At 53.8% G+C, this 21,765-nt stretch carries 19 protein-coding genes and 1 other annotated feature; of the genes, 14 read left to right on the top strand and 5 right to left on the bottom strand.

The genetic code is table 11. The features are described from left to right. Positions 1-32 precede the first annotated feature (32 nt). On the bottom strand, positions 33-1,646 hold the full coding sequence (locus tag EH198_RS06600) for a diguanylate cyclase domain-containing protein (protein WP_124694755.1): 1,614 nt from the start codon (positions 1,644-1,646) through the stop codon (positions 33-35). A gap of 467 nt (positions 1,647-2,113) precedes the next feature. On the opposite strand from EH198_RS06600, the gene EH198_RS06595 reads away from it, so the two are divergent. The 4 genes from EH198_RS06595 (at position 2,114) to EH198_RS06580 (ending at position 9,099) form a co-directional block, all read left to right on the top strand. Then, complete coding sequence (locus EH198_RS06595) at positions 2,114-2,920, top strand: 4Fe-4S binding protein (protein ID WP_124694754.1); 807 nt, start codon at positions 2,114-2,116, stop codon at positions 2,918-2,920. Between the two features lie 89 nt (positions 2,921-3,009). After that, positions 3,010-3,288 (top strand) — a binding site (T-box leader). A 57-nt stretch (positions 3,289-3,345) separates the two neighbouring features. Beyond that, on the top strand, positions 3,346-4,380 hold the full coding sequence (gene pheS / locus EH198_RS06590; protein WP_124694753.1) for a phenylalanine--tRNA ligase subunit alpha: 1,035 nt from the start codon (positions 3,346-3,348) through the stop codon (positions 4,378-4,380). 50 nt (positions 4,381-4,430) lie between these two features. Then, complete coding sequence (pheT, locus tag EH198_RS06585) at positions 4,431-6,875, top strand: phenylalanine--tRNA ligase subunit beta (protein WP_124694752.1); 2,445 nt, start codon at positions 4,431-4,433, stop codon at positions 6,873-6,875. A gap of 199 nt (positions 6,876-7,074) precedes the next feature. Next, complete coding sequence (locus tag EH198_RS06580) at positions 7,075-9,099, top strand: hypothetical protein (RefSeq protein WP_124694751.1); 2,025 nt, start codon at positions 7,075-7,077, stop codon at positions 9,097-9,099. Positions 9,100-9,245: 146 nt separating this feature from the next. On the opposite strand, the gene EH198_RS06575 is transcribed toward EH198_RS06580, so the two are convergent. Beyond that, complete coding sequence (locus EH198_RS06575; protein WP_124694750.1) at positions 9,246-9,641, bottom strand: cupredoxin domain-containing protein; 396 nt, start codon at positions 9,639-9,641, stop codon at positions 9,246-9,248. 226 nt (positions 9,642-9,867) lie between these two features. Here EH198_RS06575 and EH198_RS06570 point away from each other — a divergent pair, with 226 nt between their 5' ends. Beyond that, a complete protein-coding gene (locus EH198_RS06570) occupies positions 9,868-10,938 on the top strand; it encodes a GGDEF domain-containing protein (RefSeq protein WP_124694749.1) in 1,071 nt (356 codons plus the stop codon). A 72-nt stretch (positions 10,939-11,010) separates the two neighbouring features. Here the strand turns inward: EH198_RS06570 and EH198_RS06565 are convergent, their stop codons facing one another. Beyond that, positions 11,011-11,358 carry a phage holin family protein gene (locus EH198_RS06565; RefSeq protein WP_124694748.1) on the bottom strand — a complete coding sequence of 116 codons (348 nt, stop codon included), beginning with the start codon at positions 11,356-11,358 and terminating at the stop codon, positions 11,011-11,013. Between the two features lie 154 nt (positions 11,359-11,512). Here EH198_RS06565 and EH198_RS06560 point away from each other — a divergent pair, with 154 nt between their 5' ends. From EH198_RS06560 to EH198_RS06545, 4 genes are all read left to right on the top strand, one after another. Continuing rightward, the gene (locus tag EH198_RS06560) at positions 11,513-13,882 is read left to right on the top strand and encodes an endonuclease MutS2 (RefSeq protein ID WP_124694747.1); all 2,370 of its coding nucleotides are present in this window, start codon (positions 11,513-11,515) and stop codon (positions 13,880-13,882) included. Between the two features lie 32 nt (positions 13,883-13,914). Further along, positions 13,915-14,334, top strand: coding sequence for a DUF350 domain-containing protein (locus EH198_RS06555; protein ID WP_124694746.1), 420 nt, complete (start codon positions 13,915-13,917; stop codon positions 14,332-14,334). Between the two features lie 133 nt (positions 14,335-14,467). Then, positions 14,468-15,013, top strand: coding sequence for a hypothetical protein (locus tag EH198_RS06550; RefSeq protein ID WP_124694745.1), 546 nt, complete (start codon positions 14,468-14,470; stop codon positions 15,011-15,013). A gap of 73 nt (positions 15,014-15,086) precedes the next feature. After that, entirely contained in the window at positions 15,087-16,295 is a 1,209-nt protein-coding gene (locus EH198_RS06545; protein WP_124694744.1) for an MFS transporter, read from the top strand. A 128-nt stretch (positions 16,296-16,423) separates the two neighbouring features. Here EH198_RS06545 and mscL read toward each other — a convergent pair whose 3' ends face one another. After that, complete coding sequence (gene mscL / locus EH198_RS06540; protein ID WP_124694743.1) at positions 16,424-16,798, bottom strand: large-conductance mechanosensitive channel protein MscL; 375 nt, start codon at positions 16,796-16,798, stop codon at positions 16,424-16,426. Positions 16,799-16,878: 80 nt separating this feature from the next. Then, the gene (locus tag EH198_RS06535; RefSeq protein ID WP_124694742.1) at positions 16,879-18,117 is read right to left on the bottom strand and encodes an NAD(P)/FAD-dependent oxidoreductase; all 1,239 of its coding nucleotides are present in this window, start codon (positions 18,115-18,117) and stop codon (positions 16,879-16,881) included. 174 nt (positions 18,118-18,291) lie between these two features. On the opposite strand from EH198_RS06535, the gene EH198_RS06530 reads away from it, so the two are divergent. The 5 genes from EH198_RS06530 (at position 18,292) to EH198_RS06510 (ending at position 21,685) form a co-directional block, all read left to right on the top strand. Beyond that, positions 18,292-18,525, top strand: coding sequence for a hypothetical protein (locus EH198_RS06530; RefSeq protein ID WP_124694741.1), 234 nt, complete (start codon positions 18,292-18,294; stop codon positions 18,523-18,525). A gap of 167 nt (positions 18,526-18,692) precedes the next feature. Beyond that, the gene (locus EH198_RS06525; RefSeq protein ID WP_124694740.1) at positions 18,693-19,079 is read left to right on the top strand and encodes a spore coat protein; all 387 of its coding nucleotides are present in this window, start codon (positions 18,693-18,695) and stop codon (positions 19,077-19,079) included. Between the two features lie 345 nt (positions 19,080-19,424). After that, positions 19,425-19,925 (top strand): Lrp/AsnC family transcriptional regulator, encoded by a 501-nt coding sequence (locus EH198_RS06520; protein WP_124694739.1) that lies wholly within the window; start codon positions 19,425-19,427, stop codon positions 19,923-19,925. Positions 19,926-19,943: 18 nt separating this feature from the next. Continuing rightward, the gene (locus EH198_RS06515; RefSeq protein WP_124694738.1) at positions 19,944-21,170 is read left to right on the top strand and encodes an aminotransferase class I/II-fold pyridoxal phosphate-dependent enzyme; all 1,227 of its coding nucleotides are present in this window, start codon (positions 19,944-19,946) and stop codon (positions 21,168-21,170) included. Between the two features lie 344 nt (positions 21,171-21,514). Then, complete coding sequence (locus EH198_RS06510; RefSeq protein WP_379309501.1) at positions 21,515-21,685, top strand: aspartyl-phosphate phosphatase Spo0E family protein; 171 nt, start codon at positions 21,515-21,517, stop codon at positions 21,683-21,685. The last annotated feature ends 80 nt before the right edge of the window (positions 21,686-21,765 follow it).

Here is a 21,765-nt window from a genome sequence, read left to right as displayed (position 1 = left end):
CCGGCGCTGTAGCAGCCTTTTTTAAGCCGATCTCAATGTCTGGTGTTTTCTTGTTCCGGGTACTCCTTGTCCATTCCTTCGGCATATAGATTAGCTTCATTGCCCCCATGGCTTTTGGAACGGTACATAGCCAGATCGGCTGCCCGCAGCAGTTCGTTAATCGTTTTTCCATGCTGGGGGTACAGAGAGACGCCGATGCTTGCCGAAGTGTGGAAACTTGATCCATTATTCACCGACCATGACTTGTTAAACAGTTGGAGCAGCCGGTCCAGTATCTCATTCATCATTTCAGGAGCGGAGCCGAGGTGAAGCACGACGGCGAATTCATCGCCTCCGATCCGGAATGCCTGCCCCAAGCCTTTTACGGCTTGCTGAAGCTCGCTGGATAACAGCTGCAAAAATTCATCTCCGGCCAGATGGCCCAAAGTGTCATTAAGCTGCTTGAACCTGTCGCAATCCAGCAGAGCGAGCGCAAGCTTTTGCCTGCGGTCATCGGGGTGGGAAATCAGGTTTTCCATGTACATTTTAAAATGAGCCCGATTGGGGATCGATGTCAGATGATCATAGAATGCCAGCTTGTGCAGCCGTTCCTCGTACTGCTTGCGCTGCGTTATTTCCCGGGAAACAAGCATGAATTTCGCCGGGATGGACAGGCTGCTTTTTACGGGAGATACTCTCGTTTCCAGCCAGATCCAGTGTCCTTCAGAGCTTCTCATTCTTAGTTCAGCCATTTTCGGCGTTGCCTGAACAACGCTCTTCAATTTGGCCCAGGCAATTTCCGGTTCCCTGATGTAGAGGGAGAGCGGATCGCCTTTTTGGGGGATATAACCGAAAGCTGAGAAATGCGACGGGGACGCATATAAAATCAGGCCGTTCGAATCCGTAAGCAGGATAAAATCAGACATCGTCTCCCCGATAAGCTGGTACAGTGCCTGTTCCTCCCGCATCTCGATTTGGAGCGAGAGAATTCTGCGGCCCAGATAAATAATAACGAGAACAAGCATGAACAGCAGAAGGGAATAGAGAGCGAACACCGAGCTTTTCTGGCTGCGAAAATCATCGATCACCTGTTTCGCATAACTGCCGAGCAATTCTTCCGACCGGTCCAGGTACCGGAGAGCTTCCTTCAACTGTACGCTGTTCGGCGCTGGAGAGAGGTTCTCCGGGTCTCCCCCGTCCTCCGGCGTGCCGGTTAAGAGCAGCGACCTCGCGCTCACCCGCCATTCCCCGAAAGGGCCTTCGAAACCGGCAAGCTGATGCCGGATATCATCCAGCAGCGCTTCGCTTTCTTTGTGGTTCTGGTAGGGCTCCATGGAGGCCAGCTTATGTCCAATGGCTTCTACATTCCGCTCGGTCCGGGCCAGATTATCTTCGAATTCCTGCCGGAATTCAGATCGCTGTGCTTCAGGCAAGGAAGGGCTGAGAACCATCTGGAGAGCCTGCGAAGATTGATACAAATCGCTCTCGGCGTCCTGAATGAGATTCGTATTCCGGTTTATATCCTCATAAAGGGTATCCGTGAAACGGCTGATGGTATGGTTCAGATACAGCAAGGAGCCGATGCTGACAACAATTAAAAGAACAGATATAGCAGCGAACATAATGATTAATTTACGGGTTGTTTTAACTTCGGTGAACCCAGCCACTGTCTTCCTCTCCTCGCAAAGACATAATAAAATCAGACGATACGCATGCCCCGGGACCGGCTGAGATTAAGTCATCCATGTATGACTATCCAGGCAGCACAGGTTGTTGAATCTGTCATAGACGGATAATCCGTTTGTAAACTATGCTGAATCAAAAAGAAAGGAGCGATAGCGGCAGGAAATCCTGAAATCCATCTTGGCCTCAGAGACAATGGCGGCAGCAGCGGCGATGACGGAATTGATCCGGTCAAGCCTATGAAGCTGGCGCAAATGTCCTTTGAACAAATGGAGCCGGTTTCTGCGTCACGGAATTACGGGTTATGTACAATACTGTTTCGGTCCGTAGTATATCAGGATGACTTCGTAATAGACGGCCGCTATTCAATATGTATTGAATACTGCGTTTAACAATGGAACAGCGCATGTCTCGCTGGGTGAAACGAATTGAATAAAAAGGGGTATTCAGAGTGAACAGCACCTCCAAACGGCGCGCACGACGCCTAAATATTCAGAAGACAGTTTCCATAGCTTCTTTTTTGCTGCTTCCTGTAACGCTGAATTATTTTTCGCCGTATTTGATTATTGACGGATTATTTCACGGCGTAATGGCCGGCGCTTTTTTCGTATGGCTTGCTTTTCTGCTTAGCGGATTATTTGCGGGCAGGGCTGCTTGCGGGTATATATGCCCTTACGGGGGCTTGCAGACAGCATTAAACGAATGGCGGAAAAAACCCTTGAGACTTATTACCCACCTAAAGCCCGTTCGATACGTTCTTGGACTAATCTGGCTTGGGTTTATTGTTTATCCGCTTGTGGCCAGCGCAAAATGGCCCAAGGTTCAGCCGTTTTATCTGACCGAAAATTATATTTCTGTTGACAACTGGGCAAAAGCGGTTTTCATGGCGGTGATCGTGCTGCTGCTGTCTATTGCTCCTCTGCTTTTGGGAAAAAGGGCCACTTGTCTATATATATGCCCGATGTCCATTTTGAATACGATCGGAACCCGAATCGGCCGGATTCTTGGGCTGCCCGGACTAAGACTTAGTGCCGATGCCGCCAAATGCGTATCCTGCGGAAGCTGTACCCGAGCATGCAGTATGAGCTTGAAAGTAACCGAAATGGTCAAGAATGAAACAATGGATCATCCGGACTGCATTCTTTGCGGTGAATGCGCATCCGTCTGCCGAAGCGGGGCGGTGGTCCGGCATTTTGGGCGTGCCGTGGCATGCGGGACTAAGAAGCGAACCAGCCGATCGGAAACGAAAGATGTATAAATAGGCATGAAGATTCGCCAATACAATGCTCGCCGCTTGCCAAAATTGCTCGAAATCACTATAATGAAGAATGCTGTAAGAAGGAATAAAATAATGCGACGATGGAGAAGAGTACACAGCATCTAGCCCACAGGGAGGAACGCCGGAGATTGAGAGCGTGTCCGGGAACCAGGGCTGTCGAAGTTCGCTCCGGAGCAGTTCTTTGAACATGACCCCCAATAATGGGTGATCATTAAGTAGAGGATACCGGCCGCAGACCGTTATTTCTGCATAAAGTGAGGCAGCGTTTAATCGGCAGTTCTCCCGTTCGTCGGGAAATGTCCGCAGTTGCCTAACAAGGGTGGTACCACGGTCTTTTCGTCCCTTACCGGGAGAAAAGGCTTTTTTTGTGCACGAATATCGAAGTAGAGGAGGCTGCTAAAGCCATGAAAGAAAAGCTGGAAGCATTAAAGGTTGAAGCGCTGGAGAAGCTGCGGGAGGTACAGGACCCTCAAACGCTGAATGACCTGCGGGTAAAATATCTCGGCAAAAAGGGCGAGCTTACGGAGGTTCTGCGCGGCATGGGTTCGCTGAGCTCAGAGGAGCGTCCGGTCATCGGACAGGTGGCGAATACGGTGCGGAGCGCCATAGAGGAGATTATCGTCTCGAAGCAGGAGGCTTTTCAAGAGCAGGAGACGCTGAACCGTCTGCAAGCAGAGAAGGTGGACGTTACGCTGCCGGGACGCCGTCTGCCCCAGGGAGGTATTCATCCGCTGAACCGGGTGATTCAGGAAATTGAGGATATCTTCATTGGCATGGGCTACCGTGTGGCTGAGGGTCCCGAGGTGGAGACGGATTATTACAATTTCGAGGCGCTGAACCTGCCCAAGAACCATCCGGCCCGCGACATGCAGGACTCCTTTTATTTGACGGAGGAATTGCTCATGCGCACCCAGACGTCTCCGGTGCAGGTTCGCACCATGCAGGCGATGCAAGGCGAAGTTCCGGTTAAAATCATCTGCCCGGGCAAAGTGTTCCGGCGCGACGACGACGATGCGACCCACTCTTTCCAGTTCCATCAAATTGAAGGGCTGGTCATCGGGCCGAATATCCGCATGAGCGACCTGAAAGGGACGCTTCAGCAGTTCGTTAAAGAAATGTTCGGACCGAACACGGGTATTCGCCTTCGTCCGAGCTTCTTCCCTTTCACCGAACCGAGCGTGGAAGTCGACGTAAGCTGCTTTAAATGCGGCGGACATGGCTGCAGATTGTGCAAGCAAACGGGCTGGCTGGAAATCCTGGGCGCCGGCATGGTGCATCCGAAGGTGCTGGAAATGGGCGGTTACGACCCTGAAAAATACAGCGGATTCGCCTTTGGCATGGGCGCGGAGCGGATCGCGATGCTGAAATACGGCATTGACGACATTCGCAATTTCTATTTCAACGATATAGGCTTTGTCAAACAGTTCAGGGGCGTGTGAAAATACCCCGCAAGTATGATAATCAACATAATATAAGGAAGTGAGCGGACATGAAAGTATCAACCGGCTGGCTGGCTGATTATATATCGCTGGATGGCGTAACTGCCGAGGAACTGGCAGATAAAATTACGGACGCGGGCATTGAAATCGACAGCGTGGAGCGCCGCAATAAAGGACTGTCCGGGATTGTCACCGGATTTGTTAAATCCAAGGAAAAGCATCCCGACGCCGACAAGCTGAATGTATGCATTGTCGACACCGGTCAGGACGAGGACCTGCAGATCGTCTGCGGGGCGAAGAACGTGGCGGCGGGCCAAAAGGTTCCCGTGGCGCTGGTCGGCGCGAAGCTTCCGGGTCTTGAGATCAAAAAGGCCAAGCTTCGCGGCGTCGTATCCCAGGGCATGATTTGTTCCGCCAAAGAACTGGGCATGAATGACAAGCTGCTGCCGAAAGAGCTTCAGGAAGGTATTCTTGTACTGCCTGAAGACACGGAAATCGGACAAGACATTATGACAGTGCTCGGCCTGAACGACGAGATTCTTGAATTCGATCTGACTCCGAACCGGTCGGATTGTCTCAGCATGATTGGCGCGGCTTATGAAACCAGCGCCATCCTCGGACGCGAGCTGTCTCTGCCGGATCCCGGCCGGGATGTCATTGAGATCATCTCGCCCGCGTCTGACAAAATAGCCGTTACTGTTGAGAACGAGGAGCATTGCAAGCATTATGCGGTCCGTTATATCTCCGGCGTGAAGCCCGCTCCCTCGCCGCTGTGGATGCAGAACCGTCTGATGGCGGCGGGTGTCCGTCCGATCAACAATATTGTAGACATCACGAATTACGTCATGCTGGAATACGGACAGCCGCTGCATGCTTTCGATGCCGACCGGCTTGAGGGCGGCGCGCTTGGCGTCCGTCTTGCCCGTGAAGGCGAGATCCTGACCACGCTGGACGGACAGGAGCGCAAGCTGGAGCCGCATATGCTGGTGATCGCGGATGCCGCAAAAGCGGTGGCGCTGGCAGGAGTGATGGGCGGCCTGAATTCGGAAGTAACCGATCAGACGGTAAATATCGTGCTGGAATCGGCCAGATTCGATGGCGGAACGGTCCGCAAGACATCCCGCCAGCTCGGTCTCCGCTCGGAGGCTTCCTTGCGGTTCGAGAAGGAAGTTGACCCGCGCTCCGTTATCCCTGCGCTGAACCGAGCGGCTTCGCTGCTTAGCCGCTACGCCGGCGGCTCCGTACACGGAGGGATCGTTCAGGCCGGAACCGACGAAGTTGAGGAGAGAGTAATCAAGCTGTCGCTTGATAAGGTAAACCGCCGTCTCGGCATGGACCTTTCGCTGCTGGAAGTGAAGACACTGTTTGCACGGCTGCATTTTTCATTCGGAGATGCGGAAGAGGGTACGATTGAAGTCAGCGTGCCCACAAGACGCGGCGATATCAGCCTGGATGTGGATCTCTTCGAGGAGATTGCCCGTCTGTACGGTTATGACAACATTCCGACTACGCTTATTGAAGGGCCGACTACACCGGGAGGATTGACCGGACCGCAGGCGCTGCGCCGCACATTGCGAAGACTGCTGGCGGACGGCGGCTATCAGGAGGTGCTCGGTTACTCCTTCATTCAGCCCGAGCGGACCGCGCTGTTCCCTGCACTGACCGAGGGGGGGCTGGCGGTCAAGCTGGCCATGCCGATGAGCGAGGACCGCAGCGTGCTGCGGACCAGTCTTTTGCCGCAGCTGCTTGATATCGCGCAGTACAACGTGAACCGCCGCCAGAGCGATCTGGCGCTGTTCGAAATCGGCAGCGTCTTTATTACCGATGAGGAACAGCTGACCCGGCAGCCTCGGGAGTTTCAGACGCTGGCTCTGCTCCTGACAGGAAGCCGGGCTGCGAAGCAATGGAATGTGGCCCCCGAGTCCGTCGACTTCTTCGATCTGAAGGGGGCGCTGGAATCGGTGTTCGCATACCTTGGTTTGGATAACGCCGTTGTTTTCGAAGGCGATTCACCGCAGGGTTATCATCCCGGCCGCTCCGCTTCGCTCTACCTGAACGTAAAGGGCGAACGGGTGAAGCTCGGCACCATGGGACAGATCCATCCCGATCTGCAGCGCAAGCAGGATCTGGAGGATACGTATACGGCCGAGATTTTGCTTGCGCCGCTCTATGAAGCGGCCCGGACAACGCTGCAGTACACGGAGCTTCCGCGGTTCCCCGGCATGGAACGTGATATTGCGGTCGTCGTTGATTCGGAAGTTCCGGCGAGCCGGCTGCTGGATGTCATCCGCGAACAGGGAGGCAGCCTGCTGCAATCGGCGCAGGTATTTGACGTCTACACGGGCGGAAAGATGGAAAGCGGCAAGAAGAGCATCGCCGTTTCCCTGCTGTACCGCCATACGGAGCATACGTTGACCGACGAGGAAGTCTCGGAGGTTCACTCCAAGGTGCTTGACGCGCTTCAGCAAAGTTTTGGCGCAAACTTAAGAAAGTAGCAGGAATTGTGCAAAGCCGCAGCGAATCCAATTAGAACCCCGGATTCGCTGCGGCTTTTCTCTTTTAATGGCGGTGGATTTCGTGGCGGAAAAAGGAAATAGAGCTTTTTTGCCAAATGCTTGTGGATAAAGTTACAATAGTACAATAGAGACGATAAACCAGCTTAGAATCCGCATACACATAAAGGAGGGCACAACTGTGGCAATGGACCGGACTCGTGTCGCCGTGGAAATTTACGGTACTTCCTATAAACTAGTTGGAAGCAGTACTGAATATATGAAACAGATCGCCCATTATGTAGACGAGCATATGCGAGCGATTTCCAAATCTCATAGTCGGCTGGATACTCCGCGCATAGCGGTTCTTGCCGCCGTGCACATGGCGGAACAGGCGATACAAGCGCAGGATCTCAAGAATGAATTGAATATGCTGACCGGAGAGCGCAGCTTGCTGCGCGCCGAGGTCGCCCGTCTGCTGGAGGCCCAGGGTGAACAGCAGGAGGAGCAGGAACGGCTGGCCGCAGCCGCTGAGCAGGAGAAGCGTCGGCTGATTGCCGAGGCCCAGGAGGAACTCAAGCGGCATCTGGAGGCCGGAGAGCAGGAGCGCAAAACGCATGCTGAGCTTCTGCGGAAGGCGGAGGAGACAGCTGCGGCGGTTCGGCAGGGACTTGAGGAAGAGCTCAAGCAGCGGGACCTGGAGCAGCAGGAGCAGCGCGAAGCGCATCAACGCGAACGGGAAGAGAGCAGTGAGAGCTACCGTCTGGAGCTTGAGCAGGCCGAGGCGCTGCGCCTGAAGCAAGTGGAAGCGCTGAGCGCCGGGCACCGGGCGGAGCTGGAGGAACTTCGGGCTTCGCAATTGTCGGAGCTGACGGAGATCAAGGAACGCCTGGAGCGGGAGCTTGCGGAGACGAAGGCCGCTCTCGGCAGGGAGCTTGAGGAAACGAAGAGCGCCATGACCCGCGAAATGGAAGAGGCGACATCGGCGCTGGGCAAGGAATTGAGCCGGGAGCAGGAATCTTTGCAGCGCGAGCTTGCGAAGAACAAGGAGCTTCGGCAGTCCTTGGGCAACCAGGAGCACCGGCACAAGCAGAGCGCGCAGGAGATGGAGAAGCAGATCGGCGAGCTGCGCGGCACGATAAGCCAACTTCAGTCGAAGCTGCGCGCCGAGGAGGCTGGCCTGAAGGCAGAACGCGAAGCCCGGTCCGCGCTGCAAAATCAGCATAACGAGGCTCTTTTGCGCGAACGGCAGCTCAGTGATGAGCTGCAAGCAGCCAGCGGCCTCGGAGAGTTGCTGCAGCAAGAGCTTGTGGAGCTTCGGCAGGCCTATGAGCTGTCGAAGAGCCAGGCGGAAGAGCTGCGGAAGTCGCTGGGCGAGACGTCCGAACGGCTTCTCCGCGCTGAGGAAGAGATTGCGCGGATAACGGCCGAACTCGGCGAGTGGAAGGCGACGGCAGGCAAGCGGCAGGAGGAGATCGGCGAGCTGGAGGTCAGCCTGCTTGAGGCCGAGGAGAAGCTCGGAGCCGTGCAGGGAGAGCTTTATAGACTTCGGAGCGAGGCCGAGGAGCTGTCGAAGTCGCTGGAGCGGGAAGCGGCTCTCCGGAAGGAAGCCGAAAGCGCCCGAGACACGCTGCGTGTCCGCAGCGCGGAAACGGAGAGCACTCTGGCCGGCCTCCGTGAGCGCCATGAGGAACTGATCGTGCAGTACGATGAAGTGCTGCAGAACGGAGAACGGCTGCAGGAGCGCTGCCGCCTGCTTGAAGAGGAAGCCGAGGAAGCATCGCTTCGGCTGGAAGAATTGTCCGAAGCGGGCAGAGAGGCCGCGGCTGCCGCCGAGCTGCAGCGCGAACAGCTGAGTGAATCGCAGAGCTACGGCGAATCGTGGAGAGCGAATTACGAAGAGCTGAAGCAGGCGCAGCAGGTGTGGGCCGAGACGGAGTCGAAGCTGCGCGAGGAAATCGATGTCTGGCAGCAGGAGGCCCTGGAGGGCGAACGGGTGCGCGATTCGCTGAGCCATGAGCGCAGCGACGCACTCCGGAAGCTTGAAGAGATCGGTGGAAATTACGAGCTTGTCCAGGGACAGCTTCGGCTGCTTCAAGCCGAATTCAACATGCGGCAAAGCGAACTGGACCGCGTTACGCAGGAGCATCAGAAGCTACAGGCCGAATATGCGAAGCTGCAAATTGAATATAATGAATGGATTCAACTCATCGAACAGGATAGCTGAATAACGGCGCACAAGAAGAAACGCCTGACACCGTCCATCCAGATTGCGGGTACGTTTCTCGCAGAATAAATTGCAACAATTAGACAAAGGGCAGCCCCCGGAGATTTCAGCGGGGGCTGCCCTTTTAAACGGTTGATTATGCGGAATTACTCCACGATGATATCGGCGCTCATTTGGCTGTGGCCGGAGCCGCAAAATACCGAGCAGGTCATCTTGAACGTGCCCGCTTGTTCGGGAACGATCACCTGTGAGTTTTGTTTGCCGTCTAATTGAAGATTGAGCTCGGGTACAAGAATGCCGTGATTGCCGCTCTGGTTCTCAAATGTGATTTTGACGGGAACCCCCTTTTTCAGATGGTACTCCTTTTGGTCAAAGCTGTAGTTGGTTGCCTTGATGACGATTTCCTCCTGCGCCGCCGCCGGACTGACTGTACTTCCGGTCGCGCTGTCCGCAGTGTTCCCGCCGCCGTTCGATTTCCCGCCGCAGGCGGAAAGAATGAGCACAAGGGCGATGGATAACAGAAACAAAGCTGTTTTTTTCATGTTGACCTCCTAAAAGTTTTGCGATGATCAACTTCCTGGCAAGACTACAGCAAAACTGGAATCGAAAGCTCAACCCGGAATTGTAAAAACGGATGCAAAAGCGATTCAAATTTATTATAATGAAAATCATTATACGTATATATTATAATACAAAGCTTAAAAGTAGGGGATTCTAATTAGTGGAGCTGCTGTTTTACTGAATACGGAAGTCTGGCACCGAAGAATATTGAATTTATACTGGACGCTGATAGCGATTACTTTAATAGGGCAGGTTATCTATGTGCTCGTCGGCTTGAAACCAGCACCCGCTTTCACCGTTCCGGAGCAGATGGGTTATCTTATATTCCCTTGCAGTTTGTTTTTGCTGCTGATTATGATCGTGGCGGAAGTGTGGCTCCGCGCAGATTTCAGATTTCAGAAGCAAGTTGTGATCGGCTGCGGATTTTTGGTGTCTTATCTGCTGTACTTTTTAGCTGAACCGTATGTCGATGGCGCCCAGATGGCGCTGATGATACCGGTAATGGCTTCGCTTGTTTATTTTGACCTCAGGATGCTGTACGGGCTTGGGGTGCTCAACCTCTTTCTGTATGCAGGCATTTATTTCGGGCTGGAGCGAAGACTGCTGGAGAAACCGCTGCCTGAATTTTTAATGGTGGAATGCATTTTTATTGTGTTTGTGGTGATGGCGCGGGGAGTTATCGGTCGGGCGTACGAAACGAACGAATATTTGGAACAGCTGACCCAATCGGAGCAGGGACTTTTGGTCGAACGGGCCGTTTCCGACAAGCTGCTGAAGATCGATGCGCTTACGGGGCTTTACAATCACAAGACCTTCCACGAATACCTGGATTCGCTGCTGGAGCAAGGCGAGAAGAACGGGCTGCAGCTGCAGCTTGCACTGTTCGATATAGACAATTTCAAGCAGGTAAACGATACCTATGGGCATTGGATCGGAGACATTGTGTTGAAGGAAGTCGCGGCGAAGATTGGCGGCACGATCAGCCTCAACGATTTTGCCGCCAGGTACGGGGGCGAGGAGTTCGCAATCATATTTACGGATAAAAGCCTGGAGGACGCTTATGCGCTAGCAGAAGTGCTTCGGTCCGGCATAGCTGGAATGGTGCATCCTTACGCGGGAGGCAAGCCGATTACCGTCAGCATCGGCCTGTGCCCTTACCGTGCAGGGGACGGCAAGGAACTGCTGTTCCGCCGAACGGACGAAGCTCTCTACCAGGCCAAACGCAGCGGCAAAAACCGGGTCACCACTGCCGGTGAAAATCAGCTTGTGCTCGTCTGATCCATAAAAAGAAAGCCGTCCCTTCACTTATTGTGTCGGGGACGGCTTCTTTTTGAGCTGCGCGGGCCTTTGTTATTTGCCTGCTTCGAACGGCGTCGAGACAGGCAGGAACAGGTCTATAATCCCGATGACCAGAGCCGCGAGGATCGCGCCGATTATGGATACGCTGACTCCCGCGACAATGAACTGCGCCAGCCAGATAACCAGTGCGCTCACCAGAAATCCTACAATACCGCGCCCGAACGGCGTTGTTTTGCGGCCGAAAATGCCTTCGGCGATCCACCCGAGCAAAGCGATTACCAGAGCCAGCATAAGGGCGCTCCAGAATCCGCCGACGCTGAAATTCGGTACAATCCAGCCAACGACGAGAAGAACCAGCGCGGACACGATGAAGCGGACAACATGACCTAAAAATCTCACTGTACAAGCCTCCTTTGCTTCAAGCTTAAGGATACGTGCAAGGGTTATTGTACACAGAATCATTCTCCGTTATGTTTGGAAGACAGCACCCAAATAGCGGAAATGCTCCATATTCGGTATAATGATTTCTATATGAAGGGAGCTGTGACCGTAATTGGACGACAAGATTTTGCATACGCTTGAATATCGAAAGATTTTAAATAAATTGGTGCAATATACGCAGACCCCGATGGGAGAAGCGATGGCAGAAGCCCTCAAGCCGTCCGGCGATTTTGAAGCCGTTAAGCTGCTGCTGCAGGCGACGGACGAAGGAGCGACGGTCGACCGCTTGAAGGGAATACCATCCTTCGGTGGTATAACCGATATTAAACCGGCGCTGAAGCGGGCCGCCATCGGCGGAGCGCTGGGCACGCACGAGCTTCTGGCCGTCGGAAACACTATCGGCGGCGGACGCCGGGTCAAGCGCTTTCTGGCAGCCATGCACGAAGAAGAGAAAATCCAGATGCTCTTCGATCTAAGTGATCTGATCTCGGAGCAGAAGCCTGTGGAGGACGCTATTCGCTCCGCCATCGACGAGAATGCTGAGGTGCTCGATTCCGCCAGCTCCGAGCTGTCAACCATCCGCAGGGAACTGAGAAATGGTGAGACGAGAATCCGCGAGAAGCTGGATTCGATGATTCGTTCTTCCTCTGTGGCAAAGATGCTGCAGGATCAGCTGGTTACCATACGCGGCGACCGGTTCGTTATTCCGGTAAAAGCGGAATACCGGTCCCACTTTGGCGGCATCGTTCACGATCAGTCGGGTTCGGGAGCGACGCTGTTCATCGAGCCCGAATCGATTGTCGCGATGAACAACAAGCTCCGGGAGACGAGACTGCGCGAAGAACGGGAAATCGAAATCATCCTGCGGAAGCTGACCGCACTTGTCGGTGAAATTGCCGAGGAGACGGCGTATGACGTCGATATTCTCGGCCAGCTTGATTTTATATTCTCCAAAGCCCGTCTGGCGAGGGAGATGAAAGCCTCGCGTCCGCGAATGAATGACCGGGGCTACTTGAAGCTGCGCAAGGGCAGACATCCGCTCATTTCAGCGGAGTCCGTTGTTCCGCTGGATGCGGAGCTTGGCAACCAGTACAGCTCCATTATCGTGACCGGCCCGAATACGGGCGGCAAGACCGTTACTCTGAAGACCATCGGGCTGCTCAGCCTGATGTCGATGTCCGGCCTCTTTATTCCGGCTGAAGAAGGAAGCCAAATGTGCGTGTTCGACGCCATATACGCCGACATCGGAGACGAACAGAGCATCGAACAGAGCCTGAGTACGTTCTCCAGCCATATGACCAATATTATATCCATCCTGAAGCGGATGACTCCCAAAAGCCTGGTTTTGCTCGACGAAGTCGGCGCGGGGACGGACCCGGCGGAAGGCTCGGCGCTGGCTATCGCCATTTTGGAGCATATTCACCGGACGGGCTGCCGGATGGTGGCGACGACGCATTACAGCGAGCTTAAAGCTTACGCCTACGAACGCAAAGGCGTCATCAACGCCAGCATGGAATTTGATGTGCAGAGCCTCCGGCCGACGTATCGTCTGCTGATCGGCGTTCCCGGTCGAAGCAACGCCTTCGCGATTGCCGAGCGTCTGGGACTTCCGGCTGCCATTCTCGAGCACGCGCGGGGCGAGGTCAAGGAAGAGGACCTGCGCGTCGAGCATATGATCGCTTCGCTGGAAGAGAACCGGCTCGGCGCAGAGAACGAACGCGAGCGAGCGGAGAATCTGCGGCGCGAAGCGGAAGAACTGCGCGGCAAGCAGCGCCAGGAACTGGAGAAGCTGGAGAACCAGCGGGACAAGTGGCTGGACAAGGCGGAGAAGGAAGCCGCCGCGATTGTCGACAAGGCCCGCAAGGAAGCCGAACAGATTATCGGCGATTTGCGGCGTCTGGCTCTGGAAGAAGGAGCGTCGGTCAAGGAGCACAAGCTGATCGAAGCCCGGCGGCGGCTCGATGAAGCGCAGCCTTCACCCCGCAAGAAGGAGCCCGCGCGCGTCGGGAAGAACAAGCAGGCGCGCCAAATCGGCCCCGGAGATGAAGTCGCTGTGCACAGCCTCAATCAGAAAGGCCATGTAGTCGAGCTGAGCGGAAGCAAAGAAGCCATCGTACAGCTCGGCATCATGAAAATGAAGGTGCGGCTGGACGATCTGGAGCTGCTGTCGCCCGCGAAGCCGGCAGCGCCTCAGCCGATTCGCCAGGCCACAACCGTGAAGCGGACCCGTGACGAGAATACCCGCAGCGAGCTGGATTTGCGGGGAGCGAATCTGGAAGAGGCGCTGATGGAGACGGACCGTTTTATCGATGAAGCATTTCTAGGCAATCTCGGTCAGATTTATATCATCCACGGCAAAGGTACGGGTGTCCTGCGCTCGGGAATCCAAGACTACTTGCGCAAACACAAGCATGTCAAGAGCTACCGTCTCGGCAACTACAACGAAGGCGGCGCGGGCGTAACGGTGGCGGAGCTGGAATAACGGGTGTTTCCGGCGGAAAGAGGGAGGAACCCATGGAACACACAATCGATGCTTTGCTGAGTCATCCGCTGGGAAGCTTGCTCGGCTACTTCGCGGTTGCGATTCTGGAGCTGGTTGTCTTTTTGTCCATATTCGAAATGGTGACCAAATACAACTGCTGGGAAGAAATCCGAAAGGGCAACGTGGCGGCTTCGATGGCGACGGGCGGCAAAATATTCGGCATCTGCAACGTGCTTCGCTTCAGCATCCAGGCGGAGGCCTCGATTTACGAAACAATGAAATGGTCGGCGATCGGTTTCGTTCTGCTGCTGATCGCCTACTTCATGTTTGAATTTCTGACGCCCGTCTTTTCAATCGACAAGGAGATTGCGGCGGATAACCGGGCGGTCGGTTTGACGGCGATGTTGATTTCCGTGTCGTTGTCTTATGTAATCGGAGCATCGATACTGTAAGGAACGATCAGCGCAAAAGGAGATTTGAGTGCGGTATGAAAATTCTGGTGCGCGTGCTGTTTGTTTCGGCGGTCTTGTTTTTGGCGGCCGGAATTATTTATTTAATGCTGAACTGACAAAGGAGATTAGAGAGATGGATACAACCGTTTGCCCTTGGTGCCATACGGAAATCGTATGGGATGAAGAACTCGGACCGGAGGAAGCCTGCCCGCATTGCGGCAACGATCTGAGCGCTTACCGTACGGTAAGCATCGGCAGGGAAGATCTGGATGAAGATCTGGAAGACGAGGAAGACGACGACGAGCATGAGCATGAACATGGCGAAGAGGATTTATGGGGGGAAGACGCACAGGAAGGCATCGTTCCTGTCTTCAACGTGCTTGACAGCTATCGTGACACTTACGATCTAGAACGCTATGACAGCGCCGTGGCGGCCGTTCTGGATGAACAGTCTGAAGTACCGGAATGTCCGCAGTGTCATGAATATATGCTGCTGGCCGGTACGGTTCAGGCGCAGGATTTCAAATCTGCCGTGCCCGCCGCAGTCGGCGCACCGCTGCTTAAAGCGCCGTTTTCACTGAATATGTATATGTGTCCGTCATGCTTCCAGGTTCAGTACAGCCTGACCGAAGAAGACCGTGAGCAGTGGGTGCGGAATATCGGCGGCCTCCGGAAATAAATTCCCGCCGCTAAGATCCCTTCTTTTGGGGCATGCTATCAAAGGCATGTCTCAAAGGCTAAGGGGGAGCACCATGAATGAATCACTGCGGGGACAACCGCGGCTGCTGCTGGCGGTTAACGGGTTATTCGTGCTGTCAGGCGCGCTTGCGGGAACCTTTTTAAATGTATACTTATGGAAGAGCCGCCAGGATTACATTATGATCGGCTGGTTTACGGTAGCTCAACAAATCGCTCTGGGTCTCAGCTTTTGGCTGGGCGGCAAATGGGTGAAGGAGTTCAATAAAATGAATGCCCTGCGGCTTGGCATCGCCGTTTCGGGCCTTTTTTATCTATTGGTGCTGTGGCTGGAGAGCCGGGTGGTTGATTATGTCTGGCCGCTCGGCGCTCTGCTGGGGGTTGCTTTAGGTCTATTCTGGCTCGCCTTCAACATCGTTTTTTTTGAGACCACGGGTCCTGGCAACCGGAACGCTTTCAACGGCTGGGTTGGACTCCTCGGCTCCTTGGCCGGTATCGTCGGTCCCTGGCTGTCCGGGTGGCTGATATCCGCGATGCACGGAAACCGGGGGTACCGGGTGGTATTCATCATCTCTCTGTGCATTTACGGGGTGGCGGCGGTGCTGAGCTTCTTTCTGAAAAAGCGGAAAACCCCCGGCGAGTATCAATGGCTGGAGCCCTGGCATGAGCTTCAATCCGAAGACAGAGATTGGCGTGTAATGGGAGCGGGGCTTGTATTCCAAGGACTTCGGGAAGGTGTATTTTCCTTCTTAATCGGCCTGCTCGTATACATAGCGGCTCAAGAGGAAAGCAAGCTGGGGCAGTTTACGCTTATTACCTCGGCGGTATCGCTTGTCTGTTACTGGGCGGCCGGCAAATGGTTAAAACCCAAATACCGGTCAGCCGGGATGTTCTGGGGCGCACTGCTGCTGGTAGCGGTCATAGTGCCCATGCTGTGGACGGTTAACTACGGAACCCTGCTGATTATGGGTATCGGAACATCGTTATTTATTCCGCTGTATATGCTGCCCATGGTTTCGAGCAGCTTTGATCTGATGGGCGAGAGCAAGGAGAGCGCGGGCATGCGGGTCGAGTTGATCGTGCTGCGCGAGCTGTGCCTGATGACCGGCCGGCTGGCGGGGACGCTTATTTTTATCGGTGTCCTGTCGGCCAGCGCCGCCCCGCGAACCGTTACTCTGCTGCTGCTGGGCCTTGGAGCCGCGCCGCTGGGCAGCTGGTTTTGTCTGCGCCGGATGCTGCACAAAAATATAGTGCCTGAGCGGTAATCGGAACGTTTACATGTATAAAGGCAAACTGGTGCGCCGTCCCATACGTACAGTCAAAAAGCCGTCTCCCTTGCTCATGCGGCAGGAGAGACGGCTTTTGGCATTCCTTTGTTAAGGACACATAAGTTCTATTTGTTCTTCAGCAGGTCGCGGATTTCCGTCAGCAGCACTTCTTCGCGCGTCGGTACGGGATCGGCTTTGGCCGCTTCCTCCCGTTTCCGTTTAAACCTTCCGGCAAGCCGGACCAGCAGAAACAGGGAGAAGGCAATAATAAAGAAGTCGAGCACGCTCTGCAGAAAGACACCGTATTTCAGGACGGCGTCACCGTACGTATATTGCAGACCTTTCAGATCAATTCCGCCAATCAGCAGTCCGACCACGGGCATGACTATGTCGTCGACCAGCGAGGATACGATTTTGCCGAAGGCGGCCCCGATGACGACAGCGAACGCGAGATCAAGCACATTTCCTTTTAGCGCGAAGCTTTTGAAATCTTTCCACATTATACTAAATCCATCCTTCCCGGTTTAATACCCTATTCATTATCACAAATAGGAACAAATGCTGCAACACGAAAAAAGTGTTATCGGTCACTGTGATTATCGGGAGATGGCTTGGTCGACCGCGTCAGCGAGAACAGCTCCAGCTCTGGACGGGATTTCCCCGCCAGCTTGTCGGCCAGCAGATCGGCCGCGATCATGCTGTAGACCGTGCCGTTGCCGCCGTATCCTTCCACAAAGCAGCAGTGCGGGAACCGGGGATGGGGGCCTATAAGAGGAAGCCCGTCATGGGTCGAGCCGAATACGGCTCCCCAGGTAAACTCCGCCTCTATCCCCTTAGTTTCAGGGAACAGCGCTGCGACTTCCTCCAGCAATCTTTTACACTGGGAGAGAACCCGGACTTCACGCCGCTCGGGGTCAGTCAGGGGTTCATCCTTGCCGCCCGCCACAATCCGGTTATCCGAAGTCAGGCGGAAATAATGATAGGGCCTCGCCGTCTCCCACAGCAGGGCGTGTTTATGCCATTTCGGAGGCTCCGGCAGAGGGCGAGTCATCAGCGCGTAAGTGTTAACCAGCTCGGCGGCACGGTCTTTTTTCATTTCCTGAGTTTCATAGCCCATTGCAAAAATAACGTTCTTCGCAAAAATCCGTCCGTTTCGCGTAAAGCACACGACACCGTCCCGGTTGAATTCGTAATGCACAGCTTCGGTACACTCAAAGACACGGATTCCGCGCGAAACGGCCTTGGCGATCAGGCTGTGCACCATACGGAGCGGATTGGCCTCGGCGTCATTCCGGGAATAAATCCCTGCCGGTTTGGAAAAAGAAAAGGATGAGCCAATCCGTTCTTTCTCCCACCATTCGCACTCGAATCCATGCCGGATCAGATTATCGTATTCTATTCGAAGGTCATTCGTATCCTCCGCCGTGGAGGCGTAATACAAGCTGTCGCGGGAGTAAATCTGAGGATCTATGTCAAGTTCTCCCGGCAGGGCGAGGATGCGGTTCAACGCTTCACGGCACAGCCGGTAAAACAAAACTCCATCCGCTTCTCCGAATGTATTCATGCAGGCGGTCAGCGTTTTATCATTGGAGACTTGCAGCAGCCCGGTATTGGCGTGTGTGCTCCCCGAACCAACCGGTCTTTTATCAATCAGCACCGTTTCCGCTCCAGCTGTGGAGAGATGATAAGCGGCTGCCGCGCCGCTCATCCCGCCGCCGACAATAAGGCATTCACAGGTAATATCCTGCTGAAGAACCGGATAAGAAGGCGGGTGGGGCATCGTGATTTTCCATGGAGTATGTCCGCTGATCAGGTTCATCTTAATCTCTCCTTTATTCGAATCCGATATAGTAGTATCAATGAGAACGCCCCGATTTATGCGTACGGCATAAAGGATAAAACAGTCGCTCCGCTTGCGAAATTAAGTACATAAACGGCGGAAGGAACGGCATACTAAGAGTGGTTGAAACATCCCAAGAAAGGAATGAATACGATGCAATCCACCCAAATGCAGCCGCTTAGCGGTAAAGAACTGGAATACATTTCCGACTCCATTTCCAACGAAGATTTGCTCATCAAGCAGTATGCCGCCACGGCAGGAACGACACAAAACCAAACGGTCCGCCAAATTTGCGAGCAGCAAATTCAAAACCACAACCATCATATGGGAATGCTGATCCAACTGCTTCAGCAGCATCAGCAGTACGCTCCGACTCAGCCGCAATAAAAGAACCGACCCGGATCGGTTGATGCTGGTGCTTCCGAAGCCAGTTTTGTTGAAGTCTAATCAAGAAGTTGTTCATCACAAAACTTAAGTGAATGCTTCCGAAGCCAGTTTTGTTGAAGTTTCTCGCAGAAGTTGTTCCCCACAAAACTTTTAGGAGGTCAATTTACGTGTACGCACAAAACGGAAATGCATTTATGCAAGACGAGGATTTGCTCAACACGATTTTGGCGGATTTGAAACGGACGGTTCGCGAATACACGACAGCCGCAACCGAGTCCAATTGTCCGTCCGTTCGCCGCACCTTTAATGATCTGACCATGAATACGCTCCGCATTCAGGGCGATCTATACACGCAGATGTCGCAATTGAATATGTACCAGGCTCCTTCCAAGGCACTGCGCCAGGAGCTGGACAAACAAATTCAGAGCGCACATCAGACTCAGCAAAAATGCCAGCAGTTCGTTCAGCAAAAAATCGGCGGCCAAGGAACGTATGCCCAGGCGCCGAACGTATCACAGCATCAATCTAACGTGAATAACCCTTACTATATGTAACCCTGTCTTGTACGGGTGAAGCAGCGCCAGCGGCCTTTTTGGCCTTCCCGGCGGCACCATAAGAAGCGTCTGTTCATCACGGTTATCCGTGAACGAGCGGACGCTTTTTCGGAGTTTCAAGAGGATTATTCCTCGTTCCTGATATGAGGGAGCTGACGCTTCTCCATGCGGTCCGCTTCAATTTCGGGACTAGGCATGATGTATTTCCCGGTTGGGCGGGCCATTTTTGTTTGCAGATACAACCTTTTCATGTCATATTATTATTAAACTCTTATGTAACAAATTCTTTCGCGGGAGACGCCGGCAGCGGCGATACGTCCCATGCGAAGATTCCGGAGGGAAGTCATGGAACAAATGGATGAGTTGAAGAGAAAAGTGCTGGAATTGCTGAAAGAAGATGCGAGAAGAACCCCGGCGCTTATGGCAACGCTGCTTGGAGCGGAAGAAGAAGAAGTGAAGACGGCGATCGCACAGATGGAGCAGGAACACGTTATCGTGAAATACGCGACCGTGGTCAATTGGGATAAAGTGGACGACGAGCGTGTGACGGCGCTGATCGAGGTTCAGATTACGCCCGAGCGCGGACGCGGATTTGAAGGCATTGCCGAACGGATTTATCTGTATCCGCAGGTGAAATCGGTCTATCTGATGTCCGGCGCCTATGATTTGCTGGTGGAAGTGGAGGGCCGGAATTTGCGGGAGGTCGCAAACTTCGTTTCCGAGAAGCTGTCCCCCATCGATGCCGTACTGTCGACCAAAACGAATTTCACGCTTAAAAAATATAAGCAGGACGGGATTATTTTTGAAGATCATGAAGAAGATAACCGTCTGATGATCTCCCCGTAAAGGAAGAGATGAACCTATATGATTACAAATAAAACGCAGTCTGCCGGAGAACAGAACAAATCGATGACATCTTATCTGGCCCCGTTGGTTCAGCAAATTCAGCCATCAGGCATCCGCAGATTTTTTGATCTGGCCGCCGGGAGCAAGGACATCATCTCTCTGGGGGTTGGAGAGCCGGATTTCAAGACGCCGTGGCATGTCAGGGAAGCCTGCGTCTATTCGCTGGAACGGGGATTTACCGGATATACCTCCAATGCGGGGATGCCGGAGCTTCGCGAGGGGATTGCAAGCTACCTGCACACCCGCTTTGACCTGGACTACGATCCCGCGAACCAAATTATCGCAACCGTAGGCGGCAGTGAAGCGATCGACTTGGCACTTCGGGCGCTGATATCGCCGGGCGATGAGATTCTGATTCCGGAGCCGTGCTATATTTCTTATTCACCGATCACCTCGATTGGCGGCGGGGTTCCTGTCGGCATCGAGACATTCGGCAAGGACCGGTTCAAGCTGACAGCCGAGGGGCTGGAAGCCAAAATTACGCCGCGATCCAAAATTCTGATCTTATGCTACCCCAGCAATCCGACGGGAGCGATCATGAGCCGGGAAGACTGGGAGCCCATCGCCAAAGTGGTGGAGAAGCATGACCTGATCGTCATTTCCGACGAAATTTATGCGGAGCTTACCTACGGCGGCAATCATACCAGCTTTGCCTCTCTGCCGGGAATGATGGACCGGACGATTCTCGTCAGCGGCTTTTCCAAAGCGTTCGCGATGACGGGCTGGCGGCTGGGATATGCCTGCGGACATCCCGATCTGATCTCGGCCATGCTCAAAATTCACCAATACACCGTAATGTGCGCGCCTTCCATGGGCCAGGTAGCGGCGCTAGAAGCGCTGACGAACGGCATGGAGGAGAAAGACCGGATGGTGGATTCATACAACCAGCGTCGGCGTCTGATCGTCAAGGGGCTGCGCGAAGCCGGATTGGAATGCCATGAGCCCCAGGGGGCGTTTTACGCATTCCCGAGCATTGCCGGAACCGGACTGACCTCGGATGAATTCGCCCAACGTCTGCTGCGCGAATTCCGGGTAGCGGCCGTTCCGGGCAGCGTGTTCGGGCTTGGCGGCGAAGGCTATTTGCGCTGCTCCTACGCCACTTCGGTAAGCCAATTGAATGAAGCGCTGGAACGGATTGGCGCGTTTGTTGCTCTTTTGAAGAAAGAGAGAGAAAATAAGGCTTAATTGTGCAAAAAAAACAATAAAATTCACAGATAATGATGCAAATGTCGAAAAAGGTATAGCAAATAGCTCAGTCATATGGTATAATTTTACTCTGAATACAGATTATTTATTATGAAGTTATACATTGATAATCTGGACAGCTCCTGTTCAAACATTGCTTTGCTGTTTTTGGGGAGGAAGGCTCCTTATAAAATAAACTTTGTTTCGGAGAAAGCAATACTATAAGTGGGTTACGCTCCGTACAGTTTTAAGGGGGGATGATGTTGCTTTGTAGCGATTACTACCTGCGGTCCTTTGGCGGGAACCGTTTCCCGGAAAGCGGGAAAGCTTCCGCGAGGGATGATGTGACCTCGCGCAGCCACTCCCTGGAAGAGGAGATCCGCATACTCCGCAATCGAATGGAGCAGTTATTTTTGCAGGAGAAATCTTTCACCTCGGATAATGTGGTGGAAATCAGCAGTAAGCTGGATTTGAAGATCAACGAATATATGAAGAGGCGTTCCCGCAAGAAATAACGGGAATGGACAGCGAGGGTCCCCTTGGGCCCTCTTTTTGTTTGTGCTGCAGCTTTAACAAACCGGCTGGAAAGAACAGA

The sequence above is a fragment of the Paenibacillus rhizophilus genome (assembly GCF_003854965.1).
GTDB lineage: Bacteria > Bacillota > Bacilli > Paenibacillales > Paenibacillaceae > Paenibacillus_AQ > Paenibacillus_AQ rhizophilus.
This window is presented reverse-complemented; position numbering and strand designations above follow the sequence as displayed.

Coding starts and splice junctions, on each gene's coding strand:
- EH198_RS06555 (WP_124694746.1), top strand. CDS start 13,915: ATGGAACACACAATCGATGCTTTGCTGAGTCATCCGCTGGGAAGCTTG.
- EH198_RS06550 (WP_124694745.1), top strand. CDS start 14,468: ATGGATACAACCGTTTGCCCTTGGTGCCATACGGAAATCGTATGGGAT.
- EH198_RS06545 (WP_124694744.1), top strand. CDS start 15,087: ATGAATGAATCACTGCGGGGACAACCGCGGCTGCTGCTGGCGGTTAAC.
- EH198_RS06575 (WP_124694750.1), bottom strand. CDS start 9,641: ATGAAAAAAACAGCTTTGTTTCTGTTATCCATCGCCCTTGTGCTCATT.
- pheS (WP_124694753.1), top strand. CDS start 3,346: ATGAAAGAAAAGCTGGAAGCATTAAAGGTTGAAGCGCTGGAGAAGCTG.
- EH198_RS06520 (WP_124694739.1), top strand. CDS start 19,425: ATGGAACAAATGGATGAGTTGAAGAGAAAAGTGCTGGAATTGCTGAAA.
- EH198_RS06530 (WP_124694741.1), top strand. CDS start 18,292: ATGCAATCCACCCAAATGCAGCCGCTTAGCGGTAAAGAACTGGAATAC.
- EH198_RS06535 (WP_124694742.1), bottom strand. CDS start 18,117: ATGAACCTGATCAGCGGACATACTCCATGGAAAATCACGATGCCCCAC.
- pheT (WP_124694752.1), top strand. CDS start 4,431: ATGAAAGTATCAACCGGCTGGCTGGCTGATTATATATCGCTGGATGGC.
- EH198_RS06515 (WP_124694738.1), top strand. CDS start 19,944: ATGATTACAAATAAAACGCAGTCTGCCGGAGAACAGAACAAATCGATG.
- mscL (WP_124694743.1), bottom strand. CDS start 16,798: ATGTGGAAAGATTTCAAAAGCTTCGCGCTAAAAGGAAATGTGCTTGAT.